This is a genomic window from Dyella kyungheensis (assembly GCF_049913195.1).
Classification (GTDB): Bacteria; Pseudomonadota; Gammaproteobacteria; order Xanthomonadales; family Rhodanobacteraceae; genus Dyella; species Dyella kyungheensis.
The window spans coordinates 32,301-50,434 of record NZ_CP183983.1 but is presented as its reverse complement, the minus strand read 5'-3'; the positions used below and the strand labels follow the sequence as shown (position 1 = coordinate 50,434).

Genomic DNA, 18,134 nt, shown 5'->3' with positions numbered 1-18,134 from the left:
CGATCCGCACCGTCCATGCAGGCCGCATGAGCTCACCCATCGGGAAGTGTCGTTGCAGCGACGCTACAACGGCTTGCGGTAGACAATAAACCCTGACTTCTCGGCTAGGTGGTCGTAAAGCTTCATCGCGGTGGTATTGGTTTCATGGGTCTGCCAATACACGCGCGACGCGCCAGCCTGGCGCGCCTTCGCATACACCGCTTCGATCAATGCGCGGCCCACGCCCAGGCCGCGCGCCTGCGCCACGGTGAAGAGATCCTGCAGGTAGCAGCTGTTGGCGATGCTGATGGTGCTGCGGTGAAACAGATAATGGGTCAGGCCAAGCAGTTGGCCGTCGCTTTCGGCGACCAGCGCATGCATCGATTCGGCGGGATCGAGAAAGCGCGACCACGCGGAAAGAATGACCTCATCCGGCAGCGCGGTTGCCCCGCTGCGGCCATAGAACGCGTTGTAGCCGTCCCATAAGGGCTTCCACGCAAGGAAATCGTGCTCGGTCACCTCGCGGATGACCAACGGCGATCGACTCAACGCTGCACCATGCGCGCAAACCAGCGCCATCCGCGCACGCGTTCGGCCACCAGCTTGGCGCTGGTGAGCATCGGCACGGCGAGCAGGGCGCCAGGAATGCCCCACAACCAGCCCCATACCAGCAGCCACAGCAGGATCGCGATGGGGCTCAGGCGCATGCGATGGCCCTGGATCAACGGCGTGACCACATTGCCTTCGAACGCCGTGATGCCCGCAAAGGTGAGCGCCGGCAGCAAGGCCGGGCTGGGCTGGTCGAAATTGAGCAGGCCCACCACCGCCAGCACGGCGGTGGTGCTGATCGCGCCCACGTAGGGAATGAAGTTGGCCAGCATGGCCACCGTGCCCCACAGCAGCGGATCGGGCATGTGGTAGAGCCACAACATGCCCGCGGTGACGCCGCCGAGGCCGACGTTGATCAGCGAGGCGGTGAGGATGTAGCGCGAGACCTCGTACTGGATGCCACGCACCACATGCACGGCATGCCGTTTGTAGCCGAAGCTGGGCGAGGCCTCGACCAGTCGCCGCAGCATCAAGTCGCCATAGACGAGGAAGAAGAACACTAGCAGCACCACGGTAAGCACGCCCGCCAGCACCTTGGGCGTGGTGGACACCACGTCCCACACGGTGATCGACAGCGGCGACTGTGCCGATCCCTGCACCCGGGTCGGTCCGGTGAGGCCCTGCGTGGCCCGGTTGGCCGCTTCCAGCGGCTGGGTGATGTTGCGCAACTTCGGAATGAAGCTGCGGATGGCCGTGGGCGCTTCATGCACCCATCCCAGCGCCGGCTGGGTCAGCGCCCCGACGCCGGCGCCAATGGCCGTCATCAGGCCGATCATCAGCACGCTGGCCGCCAGCCAACGCGGAATGCCGATGCGCGAGCAGCGCGCCACGATGGGATTGAGCGCCAGGCCAATGAACGAAGCGAGCACCAGCGGTATCAGCAGCTGCTTGGTGATGGTCAGCGTGTACGCCAACGCCAACGCCAGGAAGATGTTGAGCACGACGCGAATGCCGCGCAGGTGACGCCGCGCGCTCTGCGTGCGCTGCACATGCATCAGGGCCACACGCGGTTCGCGGCTGGGCACCATCGCTTCGATGGGTACCGCTGTCTGCGCCGCGTCACCTTCGGCAACGGACGGGGGTGGTGACGTCGGCGTGTTCATGTGAAGTCGCTGGTGTCCGGTGCGTAACCGTCGCCGTGCTGCGAGAACTCGGCAACCAGCCGCATCGCCTGGCCCACCACTTCCGCGGCGGTGCCGCTGAGCAAGGCGCCCAGCCCCGGCACGCGCAGCGGATGCACGTTGAGCTTGCCCAGCACGAAGCCGGCGCCCGCCGCCATGCCCACGGTGGTGAGCGGATGACGCTGTCCGCGCAGCAGCAGCGCCTGCGCCGGTTCGGCCACGGCCGCGCGAGCATCCTTTGCGCGGTCTTTCGCGTCGCGCACCGCATGCATTTGCTTGATGAGGCTCACGGCACGTCCTCCCGGCGGATGTCGCCCGGCGGATCGGGGCGATGCATGACCTCATGCATCATCGCATTCCATTCGCCCCGCGTCGCCGGCAACGTCATCCAGTGCATGCAGCGGCGGAACAGCAGCATGGCACCGGCCAGGAACAGCAGTTCCACCAGCGACAGTGCCGCCAGCGCCCAGGCCCACGAGCCGAACCACTGCGCCAGCAGCCAGCCCGTCAAACCCAGCAGGGTCAAACCCAGCCCGACGGCCGCCACGGTAGCGGCCAGGCCGGCAATCAACAGCCAGTGGACGGCGGCGCGCGCCAGTCCCAGTTCGGCGGTCAGCAGCGTCAGTTGTGCGCCGAACAGTTTGCGGAAAGCGCGGCCGAGACGGCCGATGTCATCCAGCAGGCCCGGCGGCGCAGGAGGTGGCGTCTCGTCGGGCGAGGCGGGCGCGTCGTCGCGTCCGGTCTGGTCCATCCCCTGTCCTCGGGTTATCGATTATCGGCGGAGTATGCGGCCAAGCAGCCAGCCGGCGCCAAGGGCGATGGCCACGGACTGCACGGGCTTCTCGCGCACGTAGTCACGTGCGACTTCCAGCCATTCGTCGGCCCGGTCCACGGCTTCGTCATAGGCCTCGCGGCCGCGCTGGCGGTATTCGCCGGCTTTTTCGGTGGCGCGCGTGGCGGTGTCGGCCGCCTTGTCGGTGGCACGGTGCAGGCCTTCCTCGACCTTGTCGGCCGCGCGATCGACGGCTTCCTTGGTATTCGTCACGGCGCTGGTGGTGGCCTGCTTGATGCGCTCGGCACGTTCTTCGATGCGCTCGGCAGCCGTGTTTTCTTCATGCGCCTGGACTTGCTTGTTCATGACGTTCTCCGTTGAAGCGGACATGCAATGGTCGTGACCGGTCCCGCAAAACGCATCGGGGCGAACACGCCCCGATGCGCCGTTGCTTTCAGCTCGCGCGCCTGAAGAAGGCGATGACGGCCAGGATCAGGAACACGATAAACAAGATCTTCGCAATACTGGCAGCGGTACCGGCGATGCCAGTGAAACCGAACACGGCAGCAATGATGGCGATGACCAGAAATACCAGGGCGTAGTGAAGCATGGGTCGATCCTCTCAGCGGACATGACATCGTCCTGACCGCCATTCACCCACAGCCCATGCCTTGCGGGTGTGAAAATGACCTCAGCCCCGGTCGGTCTTTGGTCACCGTTCACGCTCGCGATTGCGGCGTTCAGGTCGCTGCGGGATTGATCGTATAGGTGCCCATGATCTCCGCCTCGGCCAGCACATGGCCGTCCATCGCGGCGCGCAATGCGCTCACGGTGAAACCATCGGCAAGCTTCAGGCTTTCCACGTCCAGCGCGTAGAGGCGGAAGTGGTAGTGGTGCACGATGGAATCGTTCCACGGCGGGCACGGACCGTCATAGCCGAGGTATTCGCCACGCATGTCGGCATCGCCGGCGAACCAGCCGGTGTAATCGTTCAAGCCCTGCACGCTGCCCGGCGGGCCGTACGGTGCACGCTTGCCGCGCGCCACGATGCCGTCGCTGCACGCGCCTTCGGCCAGCTCGCCGCATTCCACCGGGATATTGGCCATCAGCCAATGCACGAATTCCACGCGCGGCAGATCGGCGGGCACGGTGCGGCCTTCCTTGTTCACGTCGTCCGGCTTGCTGGGCACGTCGAAATCGAAAACGGCGAGCGCGAACGAGCGTGTGGCGTGCGGCGCGTCTTTCCACGCCAGATGCGGACTGAGGTTGTCCGACAACGCGAAAGGCTCGCCCTTCTTGCCGAAGGCCAGTCGCACAGGCATCGCCTGGCCGTGTTCGAAACTATCGCTGCGCAGTTGCAAGGTCGTTCTCCGATCAGCATGGCGTCGCCGCAATGGCGCCGCCTCAGGGTTTTTGATAGGTCACGCGGTAGACCGCGCCGGCCAGGTCGTCGCTCACCAGCAGGCTGCCATCGGGCAGCGGCTGCACGTCGGCGGGACGGCCCCAGGCCTTCTCGTCCTGCTGGAATCCCTCCAGCAGCGGTTCGTAGGCGACGACCTTGTCGCCGTTGAGATGCACGCTCATCACGCGATAGCCGGATTTCTTGCTGCGATTCCACGAACCGTGTTCGGCAAGGATGATCGCACCATGGTAGTTGGCCGGGAACTGCGAACCTTCGTAGAAGCGCAGACCCAGCGCGGCGACGTGGTTGCCCAGCTTGTACACCGGCGGCGTGTAGTCTTTGCAATTCTTTCCCTGGCCGAATTCCGGATCGAGCGTGTCGCCCTGATGGCAATAGGGATAACCGAAGTGCTCGCCCACGCGGGTGAGACGATTCAACTCGTCGCTGGGCATGTCGTCGCCCATCAGGTCGCGGCCGTTGTCGGTGAACCACAGCTGCTTGCTCTTGGGCTGCCAGTCGAAGCCGACGGTGTTGCGAACACCGAAGGCGACATCTTCCAGGCCGCTGCCATCGGCGTTCATGCGCGTGATCTTGGCGTAGTCCTGGTCTTTGTCGCAGATGTTGCACGGTGCGCCGATCGGCACGTAGAGCTTGCCGTCGGGTCCGAACGCAATGAATTTCCAACCGTGGTGCGTTTCGGTGGGAAACTTGTCGTAGATCACCTCGGGCTTCGGCGGGTCGTCGAGATGGTTCTCGATGTCGCGCAGCACCAGGATCTTGCTCACGGCGGAGATGTACAGGTCGCCGTTCTTGAACGCCACGCCTACTGGCAGCTTCAAGCCGCTGGCGATCACGCGCACCTTGTCGGCGCGGCCGTCGCCCTTGCTGTCGGTGAGCGCGTAGACCTTGCCGGCGCTGTTGGAGCCGACGAACACGGTGCCCTTGGCGCCCAGGGCGATTTCCCGCGCGTTCGGCACCTGGTCGGAATAGACGGCGACATGGAATCCCTTCGGCAGCGTGAGCTTGTCCAACTGCGGCGCCGCCAGCGCGGCGTGGGCAGCGAGAATTCCGAACAGACCAAGTATCGACTTGCGCATGAACGGCACTCCGAGTGGGGAGTTCCAGAGCCTAACGCCATCGCGGCGGCGCGGGAAAGCATCACGGCAGATCGGGCAGCGTGTACTGAAGATCGTACGAATGCGTGCCGTTGGCGATGATGATGGTCAACTGGCCCGCGATGCCCGCCAGCTCATCGGTGCCCGAGTCCGGCACGATGGTGACCGACAACTGCGGCGTGCCGCGATGCATGGTGCCGCTGTGCTGCAAGGCGAAACTGCCCTGGCGCCCATGCACGCTGCCCTGCACCCGCTCCATCGCCACGTAGCCGGCGGAACCGTCGACGGCGGTGCCCATGGCGAGCATTTGTCCCAGGCCGCGCGCCTGCATGTCGCCATGAAACTGCTTGTCGAGCGCCAGGCGGCCCACGCCGGGATCGCCCACGCCTTCTTCGGGCGCTTGCGGCGTGATCTTTACTTCGAACGTGCCCTTGGCGTGTGCCATGTCCGGTTGCTCCGTCTTTAGTCGATGCTGGCGCGGATGATGCGGCGACGTTGTGACAACCAGCGCATGCTCGGCGCCGGCCGCGGCGCTGTCAACGAGAAGCTCAGGCGGAGGCGATCGCGTTGAAGCGCGCGGCGATGTAGTCGTCGGTGAAACTGGTCATGTCCCAGCCGCGGATATAGCCGCAATGGCCGCCGTAGGGCGAAATATCCAGCTCCACGTTGGCGGGCAGGTCCAGCCGCTCGAAGGCGGCGACCGGAATGACCGGGTCGTCGCGCGCGGTGAGGATGGTGCATGGCACGTGCATGCCTTCCAGCGCGCGGCCGGCCACCGAATAGCCGTCCAGATACGCTTCCAGCGAACCGAAATCGGTGTGCCGCGCCACCAGCGAGGCGGTCAGTCCGCGCAGGTTCTGCTTGAGCTCGGCGAGCTCGAAATACTGGTGCTGCGGAAACGCCGCCTGCTTGGCCTGCAGCGAACGCCGCCACTTGTGCATGAAGTAGGCCTGGTAGAACCACGGCGCCTGCGCTTCCAGCGAGAACAGGCCTTCGCCCGGATCGATGATCGGGCAGACCGCCAGCGCGTAGCTCAACGGCAGCTTCGCCGCGGGCGCCTGCATGGCTGCACGCAGCGCGAAATTGCCGCCCAGCGAGAAGCCCGCCAGCACCATCGGGCGGGAAGGAAAGCGCTGCGCGATGTCGTTCAACGCGTGCACCACCTCGTCGATGCGGCAGGAATGGAACAGCGCTTCGTTGAGGTTGTGGCTGTCGCCGTGATCGCGGAAATTCAGCCGGAACACGTCCCAGCCGTCGGCCAGCAGGCGGCTGCCGGTCTGCAGCACATAGGTGGAATCGACGCTGCCTTCCCAGCCGTGGAACAACACGGCCAGGCCGCGCGACTGCGGCTGCGCCGTCTGCATGGTGTAGGCGCCGGTGAGGCGCACGCCGTCACCGCCGTTGACCACCATCGGCTGGGAATTCTGCAACACCGTCTGCGCCGCCTTGGGCAGCAATAGGCGCCGCACGCCGCTGGAGGACAGCATGGTCTGGATATGCCCGCTGCGTAGCGGCCACGGCGGCAGAAAATCCTTTCCCCTGGGCAGCGTCATGCGTGGTTTTCGTGGCCCGGCTTGTCTTCCAGCGCCTGCGCAATACGCTCGCGTGCCGTTTCCGCCATGCGGCGGCGCGCATCCGGCATCGCCGCCACGGGCGCGAGGAAATGCACTTCGGCATCGAGCGGCGCTTCGCCCAGCAGACGCAGGAAGTTCTGCATGAAGTTCTCGTGCTCGCGGAAGCCGGCATCCACCACGCGGCGACCGTCGCGCGCGAAGCGCAGCGCCACCGGCTGCACCGGCACTTCGGCATCGAGCGCGGCCTGGAAGATGCGCGCATGGAACACGCGCAACACGCCGTTGTGGCCCGTGCCGCCTTCCGGAAACACCGCCACCGAACGACCGCCGCGCAGGCGATCCACCATCACCTGCATCACCGCCGCCAGCGAATGGTTGCTGCCGCGGCGATGGAAGATGGTGCCGCCCGCCGAGGCCAGCCAGCCCACCAGCGGCCAGCTGGCGATTTCCGCCTTGGCCACGAAGCAGGCCGCGCGCTGGCTGTGCAGCAGTTCGATATCGATCCACGAGGTGTGGTTGGCCACGAACAGCACCGGATCGGCCAGCGGCTGGCCGACGCGTACGGAACGCAGGCCGAAGATGCGCAGCAAGGCGGTGGACCACCAACGGATGGTGCGATGCGCAAAGGGCTCGCGGCCGTCTTTCATCACCGCGTTGCGGCGCCAGGTAATCACCAGCGAGCAAAGCAGCACCCCGAGCACCACATGCAGCAGCAGCAGCGGCACGCGCCAGAGGTAGCGCAGGGGTCGCATGGAATCTCGGCGGGCGGGGGCGGAAAGGGATTGGCTATTCATCAGTCCGGTTAGTTTAGCGTTAGTCAGCCCCTGCGTCCCCGCGTCGCACCATGCTTTTTAATGGTCCAGCTGGGTCAGGGGAAGCGCCGACGAGCGCTTCACCGTGCGCAATACGAAGCTGGAATTGACATCGGCGACGCCCGAGGCGTTCAGCAGCCGATCGAGCAGGAAGCGGGAGAAATCCTGCAGGTCGGCCACGTAGACATGCAACAGGTAATCCATGTCGCCGGTCAGCGCATAGCAGGACACCACCTCGGGCCAGCCGTTCACCAGCTCCACGAAGCGCTCCACCGCGGCGCTCTCGTGCTTGGTCAGCTGCACGCGCACCAGCGCCTGCAGGCCCAGGCCGACAGCCTGGGGATCGACTTGCGCGGTGTAGCCGGTGAGCACGCCGTCGGCCTCGAGCTTCTGCAGGCGGCGCAGGCAGGCGGACGGCGAGAGGCTGACCTTCTCCGCCAGGTCGGCATTGGTGATGCGGCCATCGGACTGGAGGACGGCCAGAATCCGCAGGTCGGTGCGGTCCAGGGTAGCCATGGCAATAAATCTCCATAGATACGAATAGGGAAACACGATTATTGCGCAAACAAACTGAATCAATGCAATAAAACAAGCATCGTGCGCGGCAATCGCCCTATGCTGAGGCATCTACGCAAGCCGGCCTTGTTGCCAGGAGCACGCCATGAACACCCCTCCCCGCCGGGTCGAGCATCAGCAGACCGACCGAGGCTACGTCCCGGTCTATGCCACGGGCGTGGTGGAGCAGCCGTGGGCGAACTATTCCGCCACCGACCATCAGGTATGGGACACCCTGTTCCAGCGCCAGCGCGAGCTGTTGCCCGGCCGCGCCTGCCAGGAGTTCATGGACGGCGTGGCGCGTTTCGGCCTGGGCGACGGCGGCATCCCGAAGTTCGCTGAGCTCAACAAGGTGTTGGGCGCGGCGACCGGCTGGGAAGTGGTGGCGGTGGAAGGTCTGTTGCCGGACGAAGTGTTCTTCGATCACCTCGCGCACCGGCGCTTCCCGGTGAGCTGGTGGATCCGCAAGCCCGACCAGCTCGACTACCTCAGCGAGCCCGACCTGTTCCACGACCTGTTCGGCCACGTGCCGCTGCTGCTCAACCCCGTGTTCGCCGATTACATGCAGGCCTACGGCAGGGGCGGCATGAAGGCCTTCGCGATCGGGCCCGAGGCGTTGATGAACCTCACGCGCCTGTACTGGTACACGGTGGAGTTCGGCCTGATCAACACGAAGGACGGCATGCGCATCTACGGCGCCGGCATCGTCAGTTCCAAAGGCGAGTCGATCTACTCGCTGGACTCGGCCTCGCCCAACCGCATCGGCTTCGGCCTGGAACGCGTGATGAGCACGCGCTACCGCATCGACACGTTCCAGCAGACCTACTTCGTGATCGACAGCTTCGAGCAGTTGTTCGAGGCCACGCGGCCGGACTTCACCCCGATCTACGCGCAGCTGCGCGAAGTGCCCGCACACGCCGCGGGCGACGTGCTCGATGGCGACCGCGTGTTCACGCGCGGCAATCGCGAAGGCTGGGCGACCAACGCCGACACCTGATCGCCGGCCCTTCGCCAAACACCGAAAAGCCCGCCTTGCGCGGGCTTTTTCGTGCGCGCGCCTGCGTCCGAATGCCCCAAGGGCGAATGATCTGGATCAAAAGCAAGCAACGACTTCCTAACGACCATGACGTCATCCCCACCGCAACAAACGGAACGACATCATGAAAGCGCTGCTTCCCCTCGCCCTCGCCGCCACCCTTGGTGCACTCGCCGTTTCCAACGTCCATGCCGACGATTCGTGGGTGGTGCGGGTCGGTGGTGCTGTCGTCGCCCCCAAGGGCAACAACGGCACGCTCGCCGGCGCACGCGCCGACGTGAGCAGCAGCACGCGGCCCAGCATCGACCTCGAATACATGTTCACGCCGAACTGGGGCGTCGACGCGCTGGGTGCCTGGCCGTTCATGCATGACGTCAAGCTCGCCGGCCTCGGCACGGTGGCACGCACCAAGCAATTGCCGCCGACCTTCGGCATCAACTACCACTTCATGCCCGATGCCGCGTGGTCGCCGTTCCTGGGCCTGGGCGTCAACTACACCAACTTCTTCGGCACCCATGCCACCGGCGCGCTGTACGGCAACAGCGTGAGCATCGCCAACAGCTGGGGCGGCGCGGTGCGCGCCGGCTTCGACCTGAAGATCAGCGAGAAGTGGCTGGCCACCGTCGACGTGCGCTGGGCCAACATTGAGAGCGACGTGAAGGTCAATGGCGACCGCGTCGGCAAGGCCAAGATCGATCCGGTGGTGTTCGGCGCCAGCGTGGGTTACCGCTTCTAAAGGGGAGGTCCATCGGCAAGGACGCCGTTGGGGCCCTTCGCAGGAAGGGCCCTTTTTTATGCGCGCCGCTAGCCGCGCTTCCATTCGTCGACAGTGAGCACTTGCGCGATGCGCTTGCCGTCCCAGCGATACATCAGGTGTTGCGCCTGCACGCAGGGCGCCACCCGGTCGGGATAGAACACCGCCACGCACTCGCCGCCGGCATGGCGCACGCTGTCGTAGACCAGACCGTCGGAACCTTCACGGCGCAGCCTGCGCGCCAGCGCCACGCCCGCGGCGTAGTTGTCCGGATCGTGCTGGGGCTTCCAGCCGCCGCGCAGATCGTGCAACTTCGCCTGGATGCTGGTGCTGTAGCAGCGCATCTCGATATCGCACGCCGGCTCGGCGGTGGCGGCAAGGAACAGTTCGCGGTGATACACCGTCTCCTCCACAGCGGTGGCCACGCTGTGCGCCGCATAGAACACGCCCCAGCTGCCATCGGAAAAACGGCTGCCCTCCGGATTGAGATGGGTGAACGCCGCCATCACCGGCGTGGTGCCCGGACCGCTGACGCGTCGATCCGGCGGCACCAGGTGCAGCTCGCCGATCTCATCGCGCAGGCGCGGATTGGTCATCGCCTCGATGGCGTACAGCGCGTCCAGGTCGCCGGGTTCGGCAATGCGGTCGAATACGCCGATGGGCGGAAACCGGCTGGGCACGATGCGATAAGCATGGCTCCAGCGGACGCGTTTGAGCGGTGGAATGTCGGCCATGACGTGGATCTCTCACGCGTGTCGCCAGAAGAAGAAAGTATGACGTCGGCATGTATCGCCGATTGCGATCTGCTGCGTAGGATTTGACCCGGGTGATCGCCAGAGCGCAACGCTACGGCCGCGCATGGGCGCATCCCCACAACGACGGCGTGTCCGGTCAGCCGCGCTGCGCGTCCAGATACTGGCGCACCACGTAGAGATCGGCGACGTTCCCCGAAAGCATGCGTTCCAGCGCCGACTGCCCGCCGAACAGGGTGGCGCGGTTCGCGCGATGGACCCAGCCGTCGGCCTGGCCAGGATCGGGAAACAGGATCTGCAGATCCTTGAAGATGCCCAACAGGTAGCTGATGCGCTCCAGCGTGTCGCGCCCCAGCGTGCCGCTTTGCAGCCGCTTCCACTTGTAGAACGTCGATTCCGGCGGATCGCCCAGCAGGCGGCGCTGGTCGGTGATGCGCAGGTTCCAGCGTTCGGCGATATTGAAGAAGGCGCGCAGCGCGGGGCCGCCGAGATCGGCGACGGGATGGGTTTCAGGCTGGAGATGAGCCGCCATGGTTCAACTCTCCCAGTGAAGTTGAAAGTGAATTTACTCCACTGATGCATTTTTCGCCAGTGGCCGGTCATCTGCCGTTCGGCCAATACAGGCGCCCCACCCGCCGTCGCATACTCGCCCCGCCCTGCCGGAGGACGCGCCATGCGCACGCAAGCCGCTGTTGCCGCTGTTTTGCTGTCGCTTCATGCCCTCGGGGCGCAGGCGGAAGTGAAGGAAGCCGCCGCCGATCACCTGCTGATCCAGGACAGCCGCGTGGTCCACGCGCCACCGGACAAGCTCTACGCGGCCTTGATCGACGTGGCCAAGTGGTGGAACGGCGAACACAGCTACTCCGGCGACGCCTCGCATTTGAGCCTCAAGGCCGAGGCCGGCGGTTGCTTCTGCGAGCGCTGGGACAACCAGAGCGTCGAACACGGCCGCGTCATCTGGGCTGCTCCCGGTCATCTGCTGCGCCTGGATACCGCGCTGGGACCGCTGCAGGCCATGGCCGTACAAGGCGTGCTGACGTTCACGCTCAAGCCCTCGCCCGAAGGCACCGCGCTGCAACTGGACTATCGCGTCAACGGCTCGAGCGCCAGCGGCCTCGACAAGATCGCCCCCGCGGTGAACGGCGTGCTGATGGAACAGCTCGACCGCTTGCAGCGCTATGCGGACCGCGGCAAGGGCGCGCCAGCCAAACCCTGACCGACGCCCAAGGCAACGACCCCGGCCAGGCCGGGGTCGCGGGGTGCATTACTTCTTCGCGTCCTTGTCCTTGGCACAGTCGCAGCCGAAGTCCGGCTCCGGGCCGCCGTCGGCGATGAAGCGTTCGATGCGCTTTTCCAGCACCGGCAACGGCACCGAGCCGATCTGCAGCACGGTGTCGTGGAAGTGGCGGATGTCGAACTTGGTACCGAGCGCCTGCTCGGCCTTCTGGCGCAGTTCCAGGATCTTCAGGTAACCGAGTTCATACGACAGCGCCTGGCCCGGCCAGCTGATGTAGCGGTCTACTTCGTTGGCGATCTCGCGATCGGACAAAGCGGTGTTCTGGGTCATGAAATCGATCGCCTGCTGGCGCGTCCAGCCGAGGTGATGGATGCCGGTATCGACCACCAGGCGGCAGGCGCGCCACATCTGGTAGGTGAGGTAACCGAAGCGATCGTACGGCGTCTTGTAGATGCCCATCTCGTTGCCGAGGTATTCCGAATACAGGCCCCAGCCCTCGCCGTACGCGGAGATATAGCCCTGTCGACGGAATTCCGGCTGGCCGCGCTGTTCGGCCGCCAGCGCCAGTTGCAGCGAGTGGCCTGGCGCCGATTCGTGCAACGTCAGCGCCGGCATGTTGTAGAGCGGGCGGGACGGCAGATCGTAGGTATTGACCAGATAGGTGCCCGCGCCGCCGCGACCGGAGGTGTAGTACGGGGCGATATCGGCCGGCACCGGCACGATGGCGAAGCGTTGGCGCGGCAGGCGGCCGAACTCCTTGCCGAGCTGCGCATCCACCTGCTTGGCGACCCAGGCCGTGCGCATCAGCAGTTCGTCGGGCGTCTTGGCATAGAACTGCGGATCGGTGCGCAGGAAATGCAGGAAGTCGGCGAAGCTTCCCTTGAAGCCCGTGTCCTGCATGGTCTTGACCATCTCGGCGTGGATCTTCGCCACCTGCTCCTGGCCCATCTTGTGGATGGTGTCGGGATCGAGATCCAGCGTGGTGTATTCGATGATCTGCTGGCGGTAGAACGCCTTGCCATCGGGCATTGCTTCGGCGGCCAGCGTGGTGCGCGCCTTGGCTTCGTATTCGTTGTGGAAGAACGTGAGCAGGTTGGCGTAGGCGGGAATCACCTTGCCGCTGATCGCCTTCTTCGCCGCGTCGCGCAGCTTGGCCGCGTCGGCTGCCGGCACGCTGGAGGGCATGTTCTCGAAGGGCTTGTAGAAGCTGCTCTGCGTCGGGTCCTTCAGTTCCGATACCGAGCTGATCGAGGCATCGCGCCCCTTGAGCACTTCGCGCGGTACGGTGAAGCCGCGTGCCAGGCCGTCGCGCATATTGTCGATCTGCTGCTGGAAGTACGCGGGCACTTCATTGAGGCGATCGACGTAGCGCTGGTAGTCCTGGGTGGTGCGCAGCTTGTCGCCGTCGAGCAAGTAGCCGAGCTCGCTCCAGAACGCCGAGTCGCTGTTGAACGGCATCTGCCACTGCTTGAACTTCTGCGCGGCAAGCAGGTTCTGGATCTGCGCCCGGTACACGGCGTAATTCACCTGCGCTTCCGGCGACAGCTGCTTGAGGTCGATGCCGTCCAGATCGTTGGACACCTTCTGCCAGTAGTCGAGACGCTTCTGCTGGTTGGCCGCATCCACGTTGTCCAGGTGCGAGCCGTTCGCCTGCGCCTCGCCCGAGCTGGCGATGCCCGATTGGCCGTTGCGCCAGGCCCATTCCTGCTCGTAGATCTGCTTGAAGCGCGCATCGGCGTTGGTATCGGCCCAGGCCGGTGCGGCCAGTGCGAGCGTGGTGGCCGCGGCCAGCCAGGTCGTGCGTAGAGCTTTCTTCACTGCGGGTTTCCCTTTACCAAAGAGGTCGTAAGCGGCGATGCCGACACGGCATCCTCTACGCTCCCGTCGGCCAGCGCCTGTGGCGGAAGCTGGGTGAGGCCATGGGCAACGGGGCGTCGCCTTCGCATCGTGCCATGACTGACGGGTTGAGTGGCTTGAATCCGCTGCGATCGTCGCGTTCCCGCGACCGGGTCGCCCAAGGAGCAGGCCTCCTGTGGGAGCGCACTTGTGCGCGACTGCCACGCTTGGGTGTATCGCTCCGTAGGTTTGTCGCGCACAAGTGCGCTCCCGCATTGGATCTGCAGCTCTCAGCTCTTGGCTTCGGCCCTTGGCTCTTTGGAGTCCCCGCACGACGTGGCGGGTGGGCCGGAGGGGAAAGAGAGTCGAACGTTCAGCCTTCCATTCCCTCGTAGTACCCGCGCATCGCCTGCAAATAGGCGTCCAGATTGCGGCCGTCCATTTCCTCGAATCGCTCACCCGTGATGGTGCAACCAGCGATGCGATCCGGCCGGAAATTGCGGAAGCCCACGCGCAAACGGCACCACGTGCCCAAAGTCCACGCACCACCCCAGAACGCCAGGCACAAGGGCTCCACATCGCGGGTACTGGTGCGCCCGGCTTCGTCGCTGTACTCCAGGCGCAGCACCTGGTTGTCGGTGATGGCAGCGTTGAGGCGGTCGATCAGGGCAGCGAAATCGGTCTTGGTCTGGTCGCGCCAGATCGGCGCGTAGATGCGCGTGCGGGTGGCGCGTTCGCGCAGTTCGGCGGGCAGCACGGCCTCGATCTTCAGCAAGGCGGCCTGCGCGCTCTGCGCGAGTTTCTGACCAGCGAAGGCCCGCACGAAGCGCGTGCCCACCACCAGCGATTCGAGCTCGTCGGCGGTGAACATCAGGGGTGGGATGTCCGAGCCCTTGCGCAGCAGATAGCCGACGCCGGCCTCGCCTTCGATGGGTACGCCGGAGAGCTGCAGATCGGCCACGTCGCGATAGACGGTGCGCAACGACACGCCGAGCGTGCCCGCCAGCTGGCGCGCCTGCAACGCCGTGCGGCGCCCCCGCAGGGCGTGGATGATGAGGAAAAGCCGGTCGGCGCGACGCATCCGCAGATGATGGCGGAGCAGCCGGCGCGGAGCCAGCGCCGTGAGTCATGCATGACAGGGGTCATGACGTGGCGCACACCGCACGCCCGTCATCTCCGCTGGTGCGGAGGCGACGGGCATCACCGTTACGCCCGAAACCATTCACTCACGCCGCCTGCGCTTCCGCCAGCGCCGCGTCCAACGCCGCCGCGCGCTGCACGGCCGGACGGGACATCACGCGGTCCACATACGCGCGGACCACCGGCAACGCCGGCACCAGCTTGAACTCCGTCATCCAGTGCAGGGCGCTGCCCCACAGCACGTCGAGCGCGCTGAAGCGCTCGCCCAGCATGTAGGGGCCACGTTCCAGCTGCGCCACCAGTGTGTTGAACATGGTGTCCCAGTCGCCATACGGACAGGTCGACGGCGGTACCGCATCGCGCTTCATGGCGCGGTCCACCGCGGCCGGCTCGAAGCACGAACCGTAGAACACCATCCAACGCAGATACGGCCCGCGCAGAGGATCATCCAGACCCGGCGCCAGCCCCTTCCCGGCGTAGAGATCGGCCAGGTAGAGATAAACCGCCGGCTGTTCCGTCACCAGTTCGCCGCGATGCCAGATGGCCGGCACCTTGCCCATCGGATTCACCGACGTGTACGGCGATTCGCGCTGCTCGTTCTTGCGCAGATTGAGCACGTGCAGGTCGTACTCCACACCCAGCTCTTCGAGCAGGGCGCGGGTGCCGCCGGAGCGACTGTTGGGTGCGTGATAGAAGGTGACGCGTGACGTGGTCATGGCGTAGCTCTCGCAGCAGGGGGACGGCGGCCGTGACGGCCGTCGTTCCGGTTCAGAGGTAGTTGGCGATGGCGGGGGCGTTCCACCAGTTGTTGTCGCGTCCGTCGGAATAGCGCACCGGCGCCGTCGACCATTCCTCGTCGCTCACATCGTCCAGGCAGGCGACGTTGACGGCGACGAACTCGCCGCCGATCTGTTCGACGTAGCCGCGATGGAACGAGTGCACGCCGCAATGGCGACAGAACAGGTTGTGCGTGCTGTCGGTGCCAAACGTGTAATCGACCAGCGCGTCCTCGCCGCTGACCACTTGAAACGTTTTCAGGTCGGCCCGCGCACTCCAGAAACGCAGCTTGCGGCAGATCGAACAATTGCAGCGCCCCGTGCCGTTGGACAGATCCAGGTTCGCTTCGTAACGGACAGCGCCGCAGTGGCAACTGCCGTGATAAGTGCGGCTCATGCACGTGCTCCTCGTAGTGTTGCCGGCGAGGCCGGCATGCGCTCGGCGTCGATCTGCTTGCTCGCCTTCACCTTCTTTCCCTTCGGCGGCTCCGGATCGCTCACCGGCAGGCGGTACTGCCCGTCCATCAGCAACCCGCGCAGGTAGAGCGGCCGATACGCCATCAGGATCTTGCCCATCGAAATAGCCATGACGTCCTCCTCGTTGCGTTCGTTAGGCCGCCACTGCCGCGGCGACGTCGCCCGCGCACCACGGCGGCGGCAGGGCGTGCTTGAACAGGCGAAACCAGTGCTCGCGATCGCTGGGGTTGTACAGATCGAGCGTGCGGATCACCTCGCGGGCGAACTCCACGCTGCCCAGCTGGCTGGCGGTGATCACGCCACTGTCGCTCACGGCGAGCGCCTGGGCGTCGTACTGATCGGCGCCCGCATAGCCGGGCACATGGGTGCCGATGTGGCCCGGCCAGCTGCTGGTATGACGGCAGGCATCCAACAGCCCGGCCCGGGCCAGCACCAGCACACCGCTGTCGACGGCGGCCACGGTCGCACCGGCGTCGTGGACACGCCGTGCGGCTTCCACCGCTTCCTCGCCGTGGCCGTGTTCCCACAGGTACCCACCGGGAACGACCAGCAAGGCCGCGCGCTTCACCTCCAGCTGGTCCAGGGTGAGCTCCGGCACCACCCGCAGCCCGGCCATGGAGAGCACCGGCTGCAGGGAGAACCCCACCGTCTTCAATTGCCAATCGCCCGGCCGACGGATCTCACACAGGGCATGCGCCGCATGCCAGTCCGCGTAGCCGTCGAATGCCAGGAAATACACCGTATCGCGCATGAGAATCCCTCCTTCTGACCGAGGCCAGTGTGGGTACCCCCTGCTGCCAACGTGTTGTCAGTAGGGGCCGGGCCACGATCCCCTTTTGTGGGAGCGCACCCTGGGCGCGACTGACGCCCGGGCGCCATATCGACAACCGGTTGACGCGAGGCACCCGGACGCCTGTCGCGCCCAGGGTGCGCTCCCACAGGAGGCAGCCGCGGCCCCCGAGGTGGTTTGTCCGAAAAGGTTTCCAGATCGCATAGATGAACCGACTGGTCACACTTTGAGCTGACAAGTGTCGGCATCAACCGGGACAATAGGCGCACCTTTTCCTGCGGGTTCGCCATGAAGTCCATCTCGCTCATCCAGTTCCTGATCGAGGAACGCCGCGCCGGCCGCATGAATGCCGAGCTGTCCCTGCTGATCGAAGTCGTCGCCCGTGCCTGCAAGCGCATCGCGGTGGCCACCAACAAGGGCGCCCTGGGGGGCGTGCTGGGCGAGGCGGGCACCGGCAACATCCAGGGCGAGGCGCAGAAGAAGCTGGACGTGATCTCCAACGAGATCCTGCTCGAAGCCAATGCCTGGGGCGGTCAGCTCGCCGCATGCGCTTCGGAAGAAATGGAACACCCGCAGCCCATTCCCGACATGTATCCGAAGGGCCACCACCTGCTGCTGTTCGATCCGCTCGATGGCAGCTCCAACATCGACGTGAACATTTCCGTCGGCACCATCTTCTCGGTGCTGCGCTGCCCCGACGGCATCACCGAACCCAAGGCCGAGCACTTCCTGCAGGAAGGCACCACCCAGCTGGCCGCCGGTTATGTGGTGTATGGCCCGGCCACGGTGCTGGTGTTGACCTTTGGCCACGGCACGCACGAGTTCACCCTCGATCGCGAAGTGGGCAGCTTCGTGCTGAGCCGCCGCAACATCCGCATCCCGGAAGAAACCGCCGAGTTCGCCATCAACATGTCGAACCAGCGGCATTGGGAAGCACCGATGCAGCGTTACATCGGCGAGCTGCTGGCCGGCACGGAAGGCCCGCGCGGCAAGGATTTCAACATGCGCTGGGTCGCCTCGATGGTGGCCGACGTGCATCGCATCATCACGCGCGGCGGGGTGTTCTTCTATCCGCTCGACGCCAAGATCAAATCCAAGGGCGGCAAGCTGCGCCTGATGTATGAAGCCAACCCGATGGCCTTCATCGTCGAACAGGCCGGCGGCGCCGCCACCACCGGCCGCTCGCGCATCCTCGACCTGCAACCCACCGGCCTGCACCAGCGCGTGCCGGTATTCCTCGGTTCGAAGAAGGAAGTGGATGTGGCGACGCACTATCACGTCGAGGCGGACGCGGCCGGTTAAGCGCTAGCGCCATGGGGCTGCGCCGGGATAGCGACTGTTTGCTGACCGGCGCCCAACGCGCGCCGCATCCGGCCATCATTGCGCCCTTGCGCGGT

24 protein-coding genes are annotated in these 18,134 nt (G+C 65.4%); 4 read left to right on the top strand and 20 right to left on the bottom strand.

The window, feature by feature from the left end:
- Positions 1–63 precede the first annotated feature (63 nt).
- The 12 genes from ACN9MB_RS00240 to ACN9MB_RS00185 form a co-directional block, all read right to left on the bottom strand.
- Positions 64–528: a GNAT family N-acetyltransferase gene (locus tag ACN9MB_RS00240; RefSeq protein WP_426270364.1), complete on the bottom strand. Its 465-nt coding sequence runs from the start codon at positions 526–528 to the stop codon at positions 64–66.
- Complete coding sequence (locus ACN9MB_RS00235) at positions 525–1,691, bottom strand: AI-2E family transporter (RefSeq protein WP_426270363.1); 1,167 nt, start codon at positions 1,689–1,691, stop codon at positions 525–527. The genes ACN9MB_RS00240 and ACN9MB_RS00235 overlap by 4 nt, the downstream gene beginning before the upstream one ends.
- Positions 1,688–1,999 (bottom strand): hypothetical protein, encoded by a 312-nt coding sequence (locus ACN9MB_RS00230; RefSeq protein WP_204634861.1) that lies wholly within the window; start codon positions 1,997–1,999, stop codon positions 1,688–1,690. The genes ACN9MB_RS00235 and ACN9MB_RS00230 overlap by 4 nt, the downstream gene beginning before the upstream one ends.
- On the bottom strand, positions 1,996–2,460 hold the full coding sequence (locus ACN9MB_RS00225; RefSeq protein ID WP_426270362.1) for an ABC transporter ATP-binding protein: 465 nt from the start codon (positions 2,458–2,460) through the stop codon (positions 1,996–1,998). The genes ACN9MB_RS00230 and ACN9MB_RS00225 overlap by 4 nt, the downstream gene beginning before the upstream one ends.
- Positions 2,461–2,481: 21 nt before the next feature.
- The gene (locus ACN9MB_RS00220) at positions 2,482–2,847 is read right to left on the bottom strand and encodes a DUF883 family protein (protein WP_204634859.1); all 366 of its coding nucleotides are present in this window, start codon (positions 2,845–2,847) and stop codon (positions 2,482–2,484) included.
- A gap of 88 nt (positions 2,848–2,935) precedes the next feature.
- Positions 2,936–3,091 (bottom strand): DUF1328 domain-containing protein, encoded by a 156-nt coding sequence (locus ACN9MB_RS00215; protein WP_204634858.1) that lies wholly within the window; start codon positions 3,089–3,091, stop codon positions 2,936–2,938.
- A 130-nt stretch (positions 3,092–3,221) separates the two neighbouring features.
- Positions 3,222–3,842 carry a YbhB/YbcL family Raf kinase inhibitor-like protein gene (locus ACN9MB_RS00210; RefSeq protein WP_426270361.1) on the bottom strand — a complete coding sequence of 207 codons (621 nt, stop codon included), beginning with the start codon at positions 3,840–3,842 and terminating at the stop codon, positions 3,222–3,224.
- Positions 3,843–3,885: 43 nt separating this feature from the next.
- A complete protein-coding gene (locus tag ACN9MB_RS00205; protein ID WP_426270360.1) occupies positions 3,886–4,980 on the bottom strand; it encodes a PQQ-dependent sugar dehydrogenase in 1,095 nt (364 codons plus the stop codon).
- Between the two features lie 61 nt (positions 4,981–5,041).
- Positions 5,042–5,443, bottom strand: coding sequence for a DUF3224 domain-containing protein (locus tag ACN9MB_RS00200; protein ID WP_204634855.1), 402 nt, complete (start codon positions 5,441–5,443; stop codon positions 5,042–5,044).
- Between the two features lie 103 nt (positions 5,444–5,546).
- Positions 5,547–6,551: a YheT family hydrolase gene (locus tag ACN9MB_RS00195; protein ID WP_204634854.1), complete on the bottom strand. Its 1,005-nt coding sequence runs from the start codon at positions 6,549–6,551 to the stop codon at positions 5,547–5,549.
- Positions 6,548–7,324, bottom strand: coding sequence for a lysophospholipid acyltransferase family protein (locus ACN9MB_RS00190; RefSeq protein WP_239535308.1), 777 nt, complete (start codon positions 7,322–7,324; stop codon positions 6,548–6,550). Before ACN9MB_RS00190 ends, ACN9MB_RS00195 begins: the two co-directional genes overlap by 4 nt.
- A gap of 99 nt (positions 7,325–7,423) precedes the next feature.
- The gene (locus ACN9MB_RS00185; protein WP_204634852.1) at positions 7,424–7,900 is read right to left on the bottom strand and encodes an Lrp/AsnC family transcriptional regulator; all 477 of its coding nucleotides are present in this window, start codon (positions 7,898–7,900) and stop codon (positions 7,424–7,426) included.
- Between the two features lie 145 nt (positions 7,901–8,045).
- Here ACN9MB_RS00185 and phhA point away from each other — a divergent pair, with 145 nt between their 5' ends.
- Together phhA and ACN9MB_RS00175 are read left to right on the top strand one after the other, a co-directional pair.
- A complete protein-coding gene (gene phhA / locus ACN9MB_RS00180) occupies positions 8,046–8,936 on the top strand; it encodes a phenylalanine 4-monooxygenase (protein ID WP_426270359.1) in 891 nt (296 codons plus the stop codon).
- A gap of 163 nt (positions 8,937–9,099) precedes the next feature.
- The gene (locus ACN9MB_RS00175) at positions 9,100–9,711 is read left to right on the top strand and encodes an OmpW/AlkL family protein (protein ID WP_426270358.1); all 612 of its coding nucleotides are present in this window, start codon (positions 9,100–9,102) and stop codon (positions 9,709–9,711) included.
- Positions 9,712–9,779: 68 nt separating this feature from the next.
- Here the strand turns inward: ACN9MB_RS00175 and ACN9MB_RS00170 are convergent, their stop codons facing one another.
- Positions 9,780–10,463: an RES family NAD+ phosphorylase gene (locus ACN9MB_RS00170; protein ID WP_204634849.1), complete on the bottom strand. Its 684-nt coding sequence runs from the start codon at positions 10,461–10,463 to the stop codon at positions 9,780–9,782.
- A 157-nt stretch (positions 10,464–10,620) separates the two neighbouring features.
- On the bottom strand, positions 10,621–11,013 hold the full coding sequence (locus ACN9MB_RS00165) for an MbcA/ParS/Xre antitoxin family protein (RefSeq protein ID WP_426270357.1): 393 nt from the start codon (positions 11,011–11,013) through the stop codon (positions 10,621–10,623).
- A 141-nt stretch (positions 11,014–11,154) separates the two neighbouring features.
- Between ACN9MB_RS00165 and ACN9MB_RS00160 the strand changes: the two genes are divergently transcribed.
- Positions 11,155–11,697, top strand: coding sequence for an SRPBCC family protein (locus ACN9MB_RS00160; protein ID WP_426270356.1), 543 nt, complete (start codon positions 11,155–11,157; stop codon positions 11,695–11,697).
- Positions 11,698–11,745: 48 nt separating this feature from the next.
- On the opposite strand, the gene ACN9MB_RS00155 is transcribed toward ACN9MB_RS00160, so the two are convergent.
- From ACN9MB_RS00155 to ACN9MB_RS00130, 6 genes are all read right to left on the bottom strand, one after another.
- A complete protein-coding gene (locus ACN9MB_RS00155; protein ID WP_426270355.1) occupies positions 11,746–13,536 on the bottom strand; it encodes a DUF885 domain-containing protein in 1,791 nt (596 codons plus the stop codon).
- A 391-nt stretch (positions 13,537–13,927) separates the two neighbouring features.
- Complete coding sequence (locus tag ACN9MB_RS00150) at positions 13,928–14,635, bottom strand: helix-turn-helix transcriptional regulator (protein ID WP_204634845.1); 708 nt, start codon at positions 14,633–14,635, stop codon at positions 13,928–13,930.
- Between the two features lie 145 nt (positions 14,636–14,780).
- Complete coding sequence (locus ACN9MB_RS00145) at positions 14,781–15,410, bottom strand: glutathione S-transferase family protein (RefSeq protein ID WP_426270354.1); 630 nt, start codon at positions 15,408–15,410, stop codon at positions 14,781–14,783.
- A 52-nt stretch (positions 15,411–15,462) separates the two neighbouring features.
- Positions 15,463–15,867, bottom strand: coding sequence for a GFA family protein (locus tag ACN9MB_RS00140; protein WP_426270353.1), 405 nt, complete (start codon positions 15,865–15,867; stop codon positions 15,463–15,465).
- Positions 15,864–16,058, bottom strand: a complete 195-nt coding sequence (locus tag ACN9MB_RS00135; RefSeq protein ID WP_204634842.1) for a hypothetical protein — start codon at positions 16,056–16,058, stop codon at positions 15,864–15,866. Before ACN9MB_RS00135 ends, ACN9MB_RS00140 begins: the two co-directional genes overlap by 4 nt.
- A gap of 22 nt (positions 16,059–16,080) precedes the next feature.
- Positions 16,081–16,698: a DJ-1/PfpI family protein gene (locus tag ACN9MB_RS00130; protein WP_426270352.1), complete on the bottom strand. Its 618-nt coding sequence runs from the start codon at positions 16,696–16,698 to the stop codon at positions 16,081–16,083.
- A 327-nt stretch (positions 16,699–17,025) separates the two neighbouring features.
- Here ACN9MB_RS00130 and ACN9MB_RS00125 point away from each other — a divergent pair, with 327 nt between their 5' ends.
- Positions 17,026–18,039, top strand: a complete 1,014-nt coding sequence (locus tag ACN9MB_RS00125; RefSeq protein ID WP_426270351.1) for a class 1 fructose-bisphosphatase — start codon at positions 17,026–17,028, stop codon at positions 18,037–18,039.
- Positions 18,040–18,134 lie beyond the last annotated feature (95 nt).